Annotated in this window: 11 protein-coding genes; 6 read left to right on the top strand and 5 right to left on the bottom strand. The window is 73.7% G+C overall.

Features of this window, described 5'->3' with window-relative positions:
- Positions 1-480: 480 nt before the first annotated feature.
- On the top strand, positions 481-933 hold the full coding sequence (locus IE321_RS16225) for a DUF5709 domain-containing protein (protein WP_190223409.1): 453 nt from the start codon (positions 481-483) through the stop codon (positions 931-933).
- Between the two features lie 84 nt (positions 934-1,017).
- Here the strand turns inward: IE321_RS16225 and IE321_RS16220 are convergent, their stop codons facing one another.
- Positions 1,018-2,193 (bottom strand): PucR family transcriptional regulator, encoded by a 1,176-nt coding sequence (locus IE321_RS16220; RefSeq protein WP_190223408.1) that lies wholly within the window; start codon positions 2,191-2,193, stop codon positions 1,018-1,020.
- A gap of 145 nt (positions 2,194-2,338) precedes the next feature.
- Here IE321_RS16220 and IE321_RS16215 point away from each other — a divergent pair, with 145 nt between their 5' ends.
- Positions 2,339-3,826: a long-chain-fatty-acid--CoA ligase gene (locus IE321_RS16215; protein WP_190223407.1), complete on the top strand. Its 1,488-nt coding sequence runs from the start codon at positions 2,339-2,341 to the stop codon at positions 3,824-3,826.
- A 137-nt stretch (positions 3,827-3,963) separates the two neighbouring features.
- Here the strand turns inward: IE321_RS16215 and IE321_RS16210 are convergent, their stop codons facing one another.
- Complete coding sequence (locus IE321_RS16210) at positions 3,964-5,424, bottom strand: catalase (protein WP_190223406.1); 1,461 nt, start codon at positions 5,422-5,424, stop codon at positions 3,964-3,966.
- Positions 5,425-5,860: 436 nt separating this feature from the next.
- Between IE321_RS16210 and IE321_RS16205 the strand changes: the two genes are divergently transcribed.
- Both IE321_RS16205 and IE321_RS16200 read left to right on the top strand, forming a co-directional pair.
- Positions 5,861-6,766 carry a universal stress protein gene (locus tag IE321_RS16205; RefSeq protein ID WP_190223405.1) on the top strand — a complete coding sequence of 302 codons (906 nt, stop codon included), beginning with the start codon at positions 5,861-5,863 and terminating at the stop codon, positions 6,764-6,766.
- Between the two features lie 544 nt (positions 6,767-7,310).
- A complete protein-coding gene (locus tag IE321_RS16200) occupies positions 7,311-7,916 on the top strand; it encodes a hypothetical protein (protein WP_190223404.1) in 606 nt (201 codons plus the stop codon).
- A 27-nt stretch (positions 7,917-7,943) separates the two neighbouring features.
- Here the strand turns inward: IE321_RS16200 and IE321_RS16195 are convergent, their stop codons facing one another.
- The 3 genes from IE321_RS16195 to IE321_RS16185 all read right to left on the bottom strand — a co-directional run bounded on the left by IE321_RS16195 (position 7,944) and on the right by IE321_RS16185 (position 10,756).
- Positions 7,944-8,621: a DUF4389 domain-containing protein gene (locus tag IE321_RS16195; protein WP_190223403.1), complete on the bottom strand. Its 678-nt coding sequence runs from the start codon at positions 8,619-8,621 to the stop codon at positions 7,944-7,946.
- 462 nt (positions 8,622-9,083) lie between these two features.
- On the bottom strand, positions 9,084-10,076 hold the full coding sequence (locus IE321_RS16190; RefSeq protein WP_226652410.1) for an Acg family FMN-binding oxidoreductase: 993 nt from the start codon (positions 10,074-10,076) through the stop codon (positions 9,084-9,086).
- 53 nt (positions 10,077-10,129) lie between these two features.
- Positions 10,130-10,756 carry a CBS domain-containing protein gene (locus IE321_RS16185; RefSeq protein ID WP_190223401.1) on the bottom strand — a complete coding sequence of 209 codons (627 nt, stop codon included), beginning with the start codon at positions 10,754-10,756 and terminating at the stop codon, positions 10,130-10,132.
- A gap of 400 nt (positions 10,757-11,156) precedes the next feature.
- Between IE321_RS16185 and IE321_RS16180 the strand changes: the two genes are divergently transcribed.
- Positions 11,157-12,053 carry an alpha/beta fold hydrolase gene (locus tag IE321_RS16180; RefSeq protein ID WP_190223400.1) on the top strand — a complete coding sequence of 299 codons (897 nt, stop codon included), beginning with the start codon at positions 11,157-11,159 and terminating at the stop codon, positions 12,051-12,053.
- 48 nt (positions 12,054-12,101) lie between these two features.
- Complete coding sequence (locus IE321_RS16175; protein WP_190223399.1) at positions 12,102-12,701, top strand: GNAT family N-acetyltransferase; 600 nt, start codon at positions 12,102-12,104, stop codon at positions 12,699-12,701.
- The last annotated feature ends 54 nt before the right edge of the window (positions 12,702-12,755 follow it).

Here is a 12,755-nt window from a genome sequence, read left to right as displayed (position 1 = left end):
CGGAAGGAAAGCTCCCTGTCGCACGCAACGGGGAGCGCGCACAGGCCAGGTTGCGCGTGCGGACCGGGCAGGGATCATGGAAGGGAAGGGAGTACGGCCTGCGGTGCTCCCGGTGGAGCGATCCCGCAGCCACGCCGCGACTCCCTCGCTCCGTGGGCCGGCCGCCTCGAACGCTGACGAGGAGTGGGCGGAGACCGACGTCGAGCGAGAGGACGGATCCATGGGCAGCCTGTCACCGGGGTCGCATGTCCACGCGTTCGGAGGCGGGGTGCCGCCGGGGCGGCACCCGACGGAATCGTTCCCGGTGCTCTCCGCCTCCTCGACGAGGTCCGCCCGCTGCCCCGACGGCGCCGCGAGCGCCCTGAGGGTCGTCATCCGGCCCGAGCACCTCCGGCATCGGCCGGCGGCCGTGCGGGTGCCTTCCGCTTCGTCCGGTCCCACCTCGGGCCCCGACTCCGGGCGGATCGAGGGGAGCTTCACATGACCGAGCGCGAGACGTGGGGCGACGACGTCTACCAGCCGGACGGGAGCGAGGTCCAGGACGACGCGGGGATCCTCGACTATGAGGACAGCCTCGTCGGATCCGGCGGCGACCCGCTCGACGAAGGGTACTCACCGCCCGAACGGCCTCTGGGCGTCGAGCACGCCGGGGTCACCGCGTCCGAGCGCGTGCGCGGCGAGTCCCTGGAGGAACGCCTCGCGGAGGAGGAACCCGACGTCGCGCCCCCCGACGGAGACGGCATCGGCGACTCCTCGGACACCGACGGCGAGCTCCTCGACGACCAGGTCGGCGGCAGACGGGCCGGCCGTCTGATGTCCGAGGACCAGGGGACCGGGCCCGTCACCGAGGAACTGGTCGCCCGCGACCACGGCATCGACGGCGGAGCGGCCTCCGCCGAGGAAGCCGCGATGCACATCGTCGACGAGGAGTGAGCCCGCCAGCCTCGGGGCGGCGCTGCCGACCAGGACCGCCGCACTCCACCCCGGGCCCGTGCCCGCCGCGTCCCGTGCGGTGCGTCACGCGTCGCCGACCCGCCCTGAGTTCCTGACGGTCAGCAGGGCCACGCCGATGTCGGCGGTCGCTCGTGGGTCGGAGAGCGAGCGGCCCGTCAGCTCCTCCACGCGACGCAGGCGGTAGCGGACGGTGTTCGGGTGGACGAACAGGCTCCGGGCCGCCCCGGCGGCCGAGCCGCCGGCGGCGAACCAGTGCTCCAGGGTGCGCAGCAGCCGGGCCCGCTCCGCGGCCGGAAGATCGAGCAGGGGCCGGAGCACCCGTTCCATCAGATGCGTGGCCTCGGCCGGAGCCGCCGCGACGACCATGGCGAGCGGGTTCTCGTCGAAGCGGGCCACGCCGGGACCCGTACCCACCTGTCCGGCCAGGGCGAGCCGGGCGAAGCGCAGCGCCTGGGGCGCCTCCCGCAGGGAGGTGAAGTGCGGGCTGACGCCGACCCGGGCGCGGGTCCGGCGCAGGACGCGCAGGCACGCGGCCTCGGCCGCCGCCGTGGGCAGGGCGATCAGCCCGAGCTGTTCGTCCGGCGCCGGCCTCCACGCGGAGGGCACGTTCGCCTGGCGCAGCGCCGCCTCGGCGCCGGCGACCGGGTCCTCGTCGGTGGTGCCGGCCTTCGCCGCGACCACCACATAGGGCCCGTGCTCGGGCAGCTCCAGCTCGCGACCGGCCTCCCACAGCGTGCGGTCGGTGACGACGCCGGTGAACAGCGCCTCCATCAGGGCGGAACGCCGTGCCCGCCCCTTCGAGGTGAGCTCCGCGGCGGTCTCCCGGTAGGCCACCGCGACGGCCTCCGCGTACAGCCCGGACAGGGCCCAGAACTCGGTCGACTCCGTCAGCAGGAGGCCCTCCGAGACCTCGGGGCGCCTGCGCGCCTCGCCGAGGAGCTCGGTCCACAGCAGTTCCGAGCCGATCCGGTAGGCGTGCAGGGTGTCCGCCAGCGGGACCCCCTGCTCGGCGCGGAGCCGTCCGGTCACGCGGGCCGACGTCGCGTCCGGAGTCCCGCCGGTCCGGAGGTGGGTGAGGATGAGGTCCGCGTTGGCGGTGCACGAGCGGCGCAGCGAGTCCAGGGTGATCAGGGACTCGTCCCGGTACGCGTCGACCTCCGCGCGGATGCGCAGGGCCATGCGCTCGCCCAGTTCCGGAAGCCCTGCCAGAAGCGTCGCCGCCACACCAGAGAGAACCATTCCCACAGCTTAACGGCCCCCTGTTGTGGCGGAGAACAAACGGGGGAGACGGGCTTTGTTCCGCCACCCATAGGCGGCGGACGTACGCGACGGCAAGATGTCGGCGATGTAAACATCCGGTGAGTCCGTGTAACGGAGGCGGGTCATGGCCAATCTGGCAGGGTTCCTCGTGGAGACGGCCGAGCGCCATCCGGAGCGCCCCGCGCTGCGGATGGGGGAGCGGGTCATCAGCTACGCGGAGCTGGACCGGTCCAGCGCCCGTGCGGCCTCCCTGCTCCTCTCGGAGGGAGTGCGGCCGGGGGACCGGGTGGCCCTGATGCTGCCGAACGTGCCCGAGTTCGTCGTCCTGTACTACGGGATCCTGCGCGCCGGCGCGGTCGTCGTTCCGATGAACCCGCTCCTGAAGACCAGGGAGGCCGAGTTCCACCTCGCCGACTCCGGCGCCGTGCGGCTCTTCGAGTGGCACCAGGCCCCGGGCGAGGGCGCGAAGGGAGCGGCTGCCGCGGGCGTGCGGCACGTGGCCGTGGAGCCCGGGGGATTCGCCGCCACGCTGGCCGCCCACGAGCCCCTCCCCGGGATCGCCGAGACGGACGACGACGACATGGCGGTCCTGCTCTACACCTCCGGGACCACCGGCAAGCCCAAGGGCGCCGTCCTCACCCACGCCGGTCTGCGGCACAACACCGAGGTCAACGGCATCCAGATCCAGCGGATCACCCCGGACGACGTGGTGGTGGGCTGTCTGCCGCTCTTCCACATCTTCGGGCAGATCTGCACCATGAGCGTGACCGTCCGCAGCGGCGCCTCGCTCGTGATGATCCCCCGGTTCGTGCCGGGAGACGTCCTGGACGCCATCGCCCGTGAGCGGGCCACCGTCTTCGAGGGCGTGCCGACCATGTACGCGGCCCTCCTCCAGCACCCCGCGGAGACGGACGTCTCGACCCTGCGGATGTGCATCTCCGGCGGCGCCTCGCTGCCGGTCGAGATCCTCCACGGCTTCGAACGGCGTTTCGGCTGCGCGGTGCTGGAAGGCTTCGGCATGTCCGAGACCAGTCCGGTCGTCACCTTCAACCACCCCGACCGGCCCCGCAAGGCCGGTTCCATCGGCACCCCCATCCGGGACGTCGAGGTGCGGCTCCTCGACGACCGGGGACAGGACGTGGCGCCCGGCGAGGTCGGCGAGCTGGCCGTGCGGGGACCCAACGTGATGAAGGGCTACTGGAACCGGCCCGAGGAGACGGCGGCGGCCGTCCCCGACGGCTGGCTGCGGACCGGGGACCTGGCCCGTGCGGACGAGGACGGCTACCTCTACGTCGTCGACCGCAAGAAGGACATGATCATCCGCGGCGGCTACAACGTCTATCCGCGCGAGATCGAGGAGGTCCTGCACGAGCACCCGGCCGTCGCCCTGGCCGCCGTGGTGGGCGTCCCGCACCCCGAGCTGGGCGAGGAGGTCGCCGCCGCGGTCGTGCTCCGCCCGGCCGCGCAGGCGTCCCCCGACGAGCTGCGGGACTATGTCAAGGAGCGGGTGGCGGCCTACAAGTACCCCCGCCGGGTGTGGCTCGTGGACCAGCTGCCGCTCGGACCCAGCGGCAAGATCCTCAAGCGGGAGATCACCCTGCCGACGCCGTAGGGGCGCGGTCGGCGGAAGGGGGGCCGGAGGCGGCGACGTCCGCTCCTCTCACCCGTTCCCGGCGCCGGGCGAGAGCGTCGGACGCGAGGCGAGCGCCGACCCGGAACCTGTCCGGGCCGGCGCTCCGCTCCGGGCTCCTAGGCGTTCCGCTTGGCCCGGACTCCTTCGGCGATGCGCTTGCCCACGGTCTGGTCGATGTTCGTCCAGTAGGCGAAGGCGCGCTCCAGGACGGGCTCGCTGACGCCGTCGAGGAGGTGGCCGACGACGTTGTCGACGAGCCGGTCGCGGGCCGCGTCGTCGAGGACGTCGCGCACGAGGGTGCCGGGCTGGCCCCAGTCGTCGTCCTGCGGGTGGGAGACGTAGGCCGCCCGGGTGATCTCGCCGTCCGCCGTCCAGCTCGGCGGGGTGCCGTGGCGCTCGGTGTCGGCCGCCGGGCCGCCCTTGGAGTTGGGGGCGTAGACCGGGTCGGTCGTCTTGCGGTAGGCCATCGCCCCGTCCTTGGAGTACGTGTGGACGTCGACGACGGGCGCGTTCACGGGGAGCTGCTGGTAGTTGGCGCCGATGCGGTGCCGGTGGGCGTCCGCGTACGAGAAGAGGCGGGCCAGCAGCATGCGGTCGGGGCTCGGTCCGATGCCGGGCACGAAGTTGTTGGGCTGGAACGCCGCCTGCTCGATCTCGGCGTGGTTGTCGGTGGGGTTGCGGTCGAGCGTCATCCGGCCGACCGGGATGAGCGGGTAGTCGCCGTGCGGCCACACCTTCGTGAGGTCGAAGGGGTTGAACCGGTAGTCGGCGGCCTCCTCGTACGGCATGACCTGCACGTGCAGCGTCCAGGAGGGGAAGTCGCCGTCCCGGATGTGTTCGAACAGGTCGCGCGTGTGGAAGTCCGGGTCGCGGCCGGCCGTGCGGTCGGCCTCGTCCTGGGTGAGGAACTCGACGCCCTGGTCGGTCTTGAAGTGGTACTTCACCCAGAACCGCTCGCCGGAGGCGTTGATCCACATGTAGGTGTGGGAGGTGTAGCCGTTCATGTGGCGCCAGGATCGCGGGATGCCGCGGTCGCCCATCAGCCAGGTGACCTGGTGCGCGGACTCCGGCGAGAGGGTCCAGAAGTCCCACTGCATGTCGTGGTCGCGCAGGTTGCTGTCCGCGCGGCGCTTCTGGGAGCGGATGAAGTGCTGGAACTTCATCGGGTCCTTCACGAAGAAGACCGGCGTGTTGTTGCCGACCATGTCGTAGTTGCCCTCGGACGTGTAGAACTTCACCGCGAAACCGCGCGGGTCGCGCCAGGTGTCCGGGCTGCCGCGCTCTCCCGCGACGGTCGAGAAGCGCGCGACCAGCTCCGTCCGCGCACCCGGCTGGAACAGCCCCGCCTTCGTGTAGCGGCTGACGTCGTGGGTGACCTCGAAGCGGCCGAACGCCCCGCTCCCCTTGGCGTGGGGCTGGCGTTCCGGGATCCGTTCGCGGTTGAACTGTGCCATCTGCTCGATCAGGTAGGAGTCCTGGAGCAGGATCGGCCCGCCGGGCCCCACCGTGAGCGAGTGTTCGTCGCTCTCCACCGGGGCGCCGGAGTCGGTCGTCGTGGAGGGTCGGTTCTCCGTCATCACTTCCCTTTCGTCGCGCACGACCACCATCTGTCTCTTCTGTGGAAGCCGCTACCCGAGGTTCGGTGCTCGAATCCGAACGCGTGCGCGTCCGGCTTCTCCACGGATGCGTCCTCGTCGCGGTGACGGAGGAGTCCGGAGCCCGTGTCGAGGCGCCCGCCGCGCACCCGGCGGGGACACCGTCGGCCTCCACGACCCGGCCGCCGCCGACACCGATGTCATCGCTCCGGGCCGTCCGATCTCACGGCGCCGGCGCCGGCCCCGGTCGCCGCCGCCGCGATCCGGCCGCGTCCGGCGTACGACCACCGGGTGAGAGCCGGGCAGGTCCGCATCGGGGCCGATCGGCCCTCGCCGTCGGTCCCGGATCGTGTCAGCGTGAGGAGTGCCGTCCTTCCGGGCGCCGCGCGCGCCCCGGGCGCACACCCGAGGAGGAACCATGAGCAGCGAGACCCCCGTCCGGCCGGCGCGCGCCGACGTCGTCGTGGGGATCGACGGATCCTCCTCGTCCCGGACCGCCGCCCTGTGGGCCGCCGCGGAGGCCGACCGACGGTCCCGCCCCCTGCACCTCGTCCACGCCGCCGACACCGACCTGCGTGCCTACTGGAGCGACGCCGAGACCATCCAGGCCGTCCGGGAAGCCGGCCGCGACCTGCTGGCCGCGACCGAGGCGGAGATCGGGGAACGCTTCCCGGACCTCGTCGTCACCCGGCTGCTCGGACGCCGCGCACCGCTCGAAGAGCTCCAGGAGGCCGCGGGCGGCGAGAAGCCGATCGTCGTCGGCAGCCGGGGGCTCGGAGGGTTCTCCGCGCTCCTGCTCGGTTCCGTGGGACTGGGCGTGGCCGCCCGCGCGGACGTACCGGTGGTCGTCGTGCGCGGCGAGGCGGACCGCCCCGAGGCGGGTTCCGTGACGGCGGCGGTCCGCGACACGGAGGACCTCGGATGGCTGCTCCTCGCCGCCGCCGCGGCGGACGACCGCAAGGTCCCGCTCCACCTCCTGAGCGTGTGGAACATCCTCACGCACGTCGGCGACGTGGCGACGATGCTCGACGACCTCGACGGAGCCGCGCACCGCCGGGTGCACGAGGTGAAGGCCCTCGCCGACCGCGTCCGCGCCTGGTATCCCGACCTGATCGTCACCCACCACGTGCGGACCGGCACCTCGACCCCCGGGATCCTCGTCGACGCGAGCGCCCACACCGACCTGGTCGTGATGGGCCGCGGACACCGGCCCCTCGGCGTGGGCCCGGCCCTCGGCCGCGTCGCCCACGCCCTCATCCACCACGCCCACTGCCCCGTGGAGATCGTCCCCGCGGACTTCGGGACCCGGAGCGCCGCGCCGTGAACGGACGAGCGGCCCTCGCCCGCGGAGTCCGACGGGCCTCCACCGGCCCGACCCGCCCGGCTGCGGGGAGCGCGCGCCGCGGCGGAGAATGGGGGGAGCACGCACCCGCCGGCGCACCGGGCCCCGCGCGGAGGCGAGGCCGCGGACGCCCACGGGCAACCGCGCGACACCCACCGGCTGCCGCGGTGAACGCCGCCCGGCGACCGGCCCACGAGGACGCCGGAGCTTCAGGGACCGGTCGGGCCCCTCGGGAACGGGGCCGTTCGGCCCTTTCCGGCAGCCCCTGTCGACACTGCGCGGCGCCCCGGACGGACGGCAGCCCGGACGTGCGGAGGCGGACCCTCCGTCACCCGCCGGGCCCGCCCCCGGCACCGTGGAAGAGGAGCAGGACGATGACCGGAACCAAGCCGGAACGCGGGCACCGCTTCTTCCCCCACCCGGCCCGCATCCGTGCCCGGGCCCGTCCCACCGGCGCCGCACGCGAAGGGGCCGGACGAGTCCAGGCCCTCCCTCCCGAAGGGGGAAGGACGCCCGGAGGCGGGCCATGACCGACCGCGAACCGCACCGCACGGGGCCGCGACCGCCGCACGACGGCCCGGGCCGCCGTGCGGCCGTGGTCGTCGTCCTGACCCTCGCCCTGCTCTGCGGGGCGGTCGCCGCCGGGTACCTGTGGAGCTTCGGAGCCCGGGCGGACCGGATCCGTGCCGCCCATCAGCACCAGGTGGTGGCGACCACCACGGGGCCGGCCCGGGAACAGGCGGCCCTGGCCCGCAGCGGTACGGAGACCCGCGCCCTCGCCCCCGCCGTGTGGGAGTACCCGGACGGCGTGCGCCGCTCCGGCACCGTCGAGGTCCCGGCCCGGACGCCGCAGGGGCGGACCGTGACCGTCTCGGTGAACGACTCGGGATCACCGGTCAGGCCGACCGACGGCACGTCGGGCCGGCTGCTGACGTCGGTCGCCGGCGGTACCGCCACGGCCGCCGCGGTCGCCGCGACCGGATCCGGCGCCCTCGCCCTCCTGCGGCGGAGGACCGACGGCCGCACGCTCGCGGCCCTGGAGCGCGAGTGGGAGCAGATCGAACCCGTCTGGTCCGGCCGGCTCCGGAGGGGGAACGGACCGGACGGCGGCCCCGGGACGGACGACGTCTGACCGTGCGCACGACCGCGCCCGGCGGCGTCAGAGGAACTTCTCCCGGGCCGCCGCTCCGCCGGAGGCGGGTTCGTCGCCGCCCTGGTCGAGGCGGAACGGCGGATAGACGTCCGTCATGAGGCTCGCGTAGGCGGCGACGCGGAGGACCCAGCGGTTCAGGCCGACGACCAGGTCGAACAGGTCCCGGGGATAGCGCGAGGTGAACGCCAGCGCGAAACCGGCGATGACCGCGAGCAGGGTGATCAGGCCCCCGCTCCACCAGCCGGCCCGCATGCCGCCGGTGAAGAACGCCAGGACCAGGTAGTGCGGAATCGCGAGAAGCCACCACTTGACCAGCACCTGGGAGCGGGACAGCCGCTCCGGATAGGCGATGTCGAGCCGGGCCGGGTAATCGGGCTCGGGGCCCAGGCTGAACGGCGGGTACCGGTCCGTGCCGAGCGCGCCGTAGGAGTAGTACGTGACCCGCCACGACCAGCGCAGCACGCCGAGGGCGAAGTCGAACAGCGGCCGGGGGTACCGCTCGGTGAACAGGATCGCGAAGAAGGCGATCACCGTCACGACCAGGAAGGCGATCCACAGGAAGAGCAGCACGATCCAGTGCGGGATCACGAGGATCCACTTGACCAGCCACAGCCAGCGGGACAGCGGGGTGTCGAGCGTGGCCGTCACGCGGACGGGCGGGGGGAGTGCTCGGGGGGCGTTCATGTCGCTCCTTCGCTGTGCCGTGGGTGCGCTCGCCGCGGCGGAGCCGGTGGTCCCGGAACGTCCACGACGCCGTCGACGACGTCCGGCGGGCGGTGCTCCTCGTCGAACCGGTCCAGGAGCCGGGCGACCTCCTCGAACGGCGTCCGAGGCCCGGCACCGACGGCCGCGGGCGCCATCTGCTCGGCCGTGCTCCGGTGCCTCGTCGCCGGTCACCTTCCGCGCACGGATTCCGCGCCCTCCCTCCCAGGATCGCCCGGGTCGCCCGGCGGCGCCGTCCGGCCTCCTCGGGCGGCGCGGTCCGGTCCGGGGGCGTGCCCCAGCGGCGAATGTCAGGCCGCACCGCGCGTCCCCCACGCCCTCCGCGGTCCGGGCCGGACGTTCCGCGAGCGGGAGGAGCGTGGCGGCGCGCACTTCGCCGGAGCCCGGCCGCCGCGCACCTCGTGGGTGAGCGGGCCGGGCGACTCAGACGAAGGCGAGGACGTCGGACGCGGCCCGGCGGGGCGTCGCACGGCCGGCCGGGCCGTAGCCCAGCCGGATGATCATGTGGACGTAGCCGACCGCCGACAGGGGGTCCCGTGCGTCGAAGCGGAGCTCCGGCCATTCCAGGGGCTGGGACATCAGCGAGGTGGAGAGTCCGTCGAGGGTGGCCTGGAGCAGGACGCGCTGCAGGGCCTGCCCCGCCCTCAGCCATGACTCCGGGGTGTCCGCGGCGGTTCCGAGCAGGGCGATCCGGGGTGTCTTCTCGAAGCGCGCGGACGGGCGGACGGGCGTCCGGCCGGGGGCGCCGAAGTCCCGGACGGGCGCGGTCACGTCGTACTGGCGAGGGCCGAAGGCGTAGGCCGGCACGCCGTCGGTGCCGGCCTGCTCACCGGCCGCCTCGCCCGTACGCGTCCAGGCGGCGATCTCCGCGCGGACGGCGTCGTCGGTGGCCTCGAACAGGGCGGAGGCGTGGACGAGGCCCATGACGGTGTCGGTGTGCCAGTCGCCCGGCACGATCAGCCGGCAGCCCTCCAGCCGGGCGGCGGCGCAGAGGCCGTCGAGCAGCTCGGCGGGGACCGGTTCCTCGGTGAACGGGAAGCGGCTGGTGTGCCGCCGGGCCAGGGCGGGACGCAGCACGCCCAGATCGCCGCCGGTCTCCGGGCCACCGTCGAGCCGGACGTCGGCGAGGTGCCAGGGGTCTCCGGGGGCGGGCAGCAGCCGGACGTCGGGACGCAGGCCCCGGTGGTCTGCGGCCACCCGCAGCCCGAACAGCGCGGCGCCGCAGCCGATGTGGAGGGCACGGTGGTCGGGATCCTGGCGGGGCATGCCGCGGGCCGGGTCGCCGTGGAGCTCGAGAACGCCGGACGCCTCCCGGTGCACGAACCTCCATGGCTGGGCGTTGTGCATCGACGGCGCCAGGACGGCCTCCTCCACCAGCGACGTGACGAGGGAACGGAGCGGAGCGGTGGGGGACACGGGTACGTCCTGTCTGTGAGGCGTGGTCACGCGGAGGGGACTCGGAGAAGCGGTCATCCGGAGAAGTCGTGGGCCGACCGCGTGGACGAGGCGTCGACGCGGGTGCCGTCGTCGCCCGCCGACAGCCGGTCCACGACGGCGACGACGCCCTCGACGCGTTCGGCGAGCCGCCGGAGCGTGGATGCCTGGCTCCGCCGCCGGAGTCGGCCGGCCAGGGTGACCACGCCGTCGAGGACGTGCACGTCGATCGCGTCGGGCGGCAGGTCCATGGCGTCCGCGAGGACTTCCTCGCGGATGCGGCGTCTGATCTCGGGGTCGGGGCGGAGGAAGACGCGGAGCAGGTCGCGGCGGGTGACGATGCCCACCAGCCGCTCCTCCTCGTCGACCACGGGGAGGCGTTCCACCCCGCGGCGCACCATGAGCCGGGCCGCGTCCGCGGCCGCCTCCTCGGCGTGCACGGTGACGGCCGGGGTGCTCATCACGCCCCGGGCGGTCAGGGCCCTGCGGGCCAGGAGGTCGCTCTCGGAGACGACGCCGACGACGTGGTCGTCGGCGTCCACGACGGGCAGCCCGGTGATGTCGTGCTCGGCGAGGAGCTTCGCCACGTCCCGGAACGACGTGTCGGGGAGGGCGGAGACGACGTCGTCGGTCATCAGGCCACCGACCTTCAGGTGCTTCATCGCGGTCCTCCCGTTCGGGAAGTCGGCGGACGGGTCCCTACGCCCCCACCGTCCCCCTCCCCGGTCGCCCCGGCGAGGGGCCGAACGGTCCACCGACGGGCCCGACCGGGCCCCGCCGGTGCCTCTTCCGCACGGCATGGGTCACTCGACCCCTCGACCCCTCGACCCCGATCATGCGGTCATCGGAGGAACCGTGCGACTACTCCACACCGTGGCGAGGACCGGACATGGCCGTGTCCGCTCGCGGAGCGGTTCGTTGGCCGGGCATGAACGTCCCCGGCGTCACCCGCGCCTCCTCGCGTCTCCTTCGCCCCGCCCCCGCGGCGCTCTCCCGCGAAGCGGCCGGTCACCCCCAGGAGCCATCCGGTCCGACCGCACCTCCGGCGCCGGGGGAGGCACGGTGAGCGAGGAGGTCCTGAGGCTGCGGCACGAAGGCTTCGACTACTCCTGTCGCGTCAGCCGGCAGCCCGATCAGGTCACCCCGCCGGTCTTCCTCTTCGGGGGCGCGCTGCACCGCAACCACGGATGGGCGCGGAGGCTGGAGAAGGCACTGCCCTCAGGGACCACGGTCGTCACCGTCGACCTCCCCGGGTTCGGCGCGGCCGACCCCCTGCCCCCCACCTACGACGCCTCCTTCCTGGCCGGAGCCGCCTGGCGGGCCGTGGAGAGTCTGGGCTTCGCGCGGTACGACCTCGTGGGGCAGTGCCTGGGCGGCTTCGTGGTGCAGCAGATGCTGCGCCGGGCCCGGCCGGGAGTCCGCCGGGTGGTCCTCTCGGGAGTGTGCGCGGGCCCCTGGCCGGGCCCGCTTCTCAAGGCCCAGCTCCAGAGCGCCGAGGTCGCCAGCGACCGCGGCGACCGCGCGACCCTGCTCGAGGTGGCGACACGTCTCTTCTTCGGCGTGGCGGCAGGCGAGAACGCGGGGTCGGCACGAGGGCCCGTGCCGCAGTTCAGGGACCGGATCGGAGCGCTCGACCCCGGTGTCCTCGAGGACCTCAGGAGTCACCTCTACCGCGAGTGGTTTCCCCCGGGACTCCCGGCGCAGGCCCCGCCCGAAGTGCCGGTGCTGGTCTTCACCGGGGCCGACGACATCCTGACCCCGCCCGGTGAGGCCCACCGACTGGCCATGGGCTATCCACGCGGAAGGTTCGTCGTCGTGGAGAACGCCGGCCACATGATCCACGTCGAGCGTCCCGACGAGTACGGGCAGATCGTGGCCTCCCATCTCGGCCACGACGGCGAGGCCGTTCCGCACAGCCGCCCGTACCACGGGTCGGAAACGCTGGAGCGACGCGCATGACGACTCCGCTCCGCGTCCGCGGGCGGGTCGCCCGTGGATAGGCGCCCCGTGTATCGCCGCGGACGCTTCGTCGTACTCCGGGAACTGGTGCCGGCCGACCTGGACCGGGCGGCCGAGATGTGGGGCGACAGCGAGGCCACGCACTTCCTCACCGCGGACCCGATGACCCGGCAGGAGGCCGAGGAAGCCCTCCGCCACGCCGCCCTGTCGGCGGCTTCGTCCCGGCGACGGACGTACCACCTGGCCATCGCCCAGCACGACGACGACACGCTCGTCGGCAGCGTGGTGGTGCGGCGGGAGGGCAAGAGCAGCGCGTACGTCCATTCGTTCGTCCTGCACCCGCGGGCACGGAACCTGTCCCTCGCCGGGGCCGACGCGGCCCAGCTCACAGCGGCCTTCTGCTTCGAGGAACTCGGACTGCACCGGTTCTGGTGCATGTGCCGGGAGGACAACGCCAACGCCCGGCGCCTCTACCTCGGCCTGGGCATGCAGGAGCAGGGTCTCTTCCGCGAGGTCGACTTCAAGCAGGGCCGCTGGCACAACCACCTGGTCTTCGACTGGCTCGCACCCCAATGGGAGGAGCGGCGCAGACCTCCCTCCCCACGCCGGGAGAAGACGGGGGAGCTGCTCCGCAACGGACCCCGATGACCGGCGGTCTTCGCGGACACCGGCCCGTCGCGCCGCCGTCCTCGGCGGCGCGAT

It is taken from the genome of Streptomyces hydrogenans, from assembly GCF_014656075.1.
Lineage (GTDB): Bacteria > Actinomycetota > Actinomycetes > Streptomycetales > Streptomycetaceae > Streptomyces > Streptomyces hydrogenans.
Note: the sequence above shows the minus strand (reverse complement) of the source record. Positions and strands in the feature narration are given on the sequence as shown.

Coding starts and splice junctions, on each gene's coding strand:
- IE321_RS16185 (WP_190223401.1), bottom strand. CDS start 10,756: ATGAAGCACCTGAAGGTCGGTGGCCTGATGACCGACGACGTCGTCTCC.
- IE321_RS16220 (WP_190223408.1), bottom strand. CDS start 2,193: ATGGTTCTCTCTGGTGTGGCGGCGACGCTTCTGGCAGGGCTTCCGGAA.
- IE321_RS16200 (WP_190223404.1), top strand. CDS start 7,311: ATGACCGACCGCGAACCGCACCGCACGGGGCCGCGACCGCCGCACGAC.
- IE321_RS16225 (WP_190223409.1), top strand. CDS start 481: ATGACCGAGCGCGAGACGTGGGGCGACGACGTCTACCAGCCGGACGGG.
- IE321_RS16195 (WP_190223403.1), bottom strand. CDS start 8,621: ATGAACGCCCCCCGAGCACTCCCCCCGCCCGTCCGCGTGACGGCCACG.
- IE321_RS16205 (WP_190223405.1), top strand. CDS start 5,861: ATGAGCAGCGAGACCCCCGTCCGGCCGGCGCGCGCCGACGTCGTCGTG.
- IE321_RS16210 (WP_190223406.1), bottom strand. CDS start 5,424: ATGACGGAGAACCGACCCTCCACGACGACCGACTCCGGCGCCCCGGTG.
- IE321_RS16215 (WP_190223407.1), top strand. CDS start 2,339: ATGGCCAATCTGGCAGGGTTCCTCGTGGAGACGGCCGAGCGCCATCCG.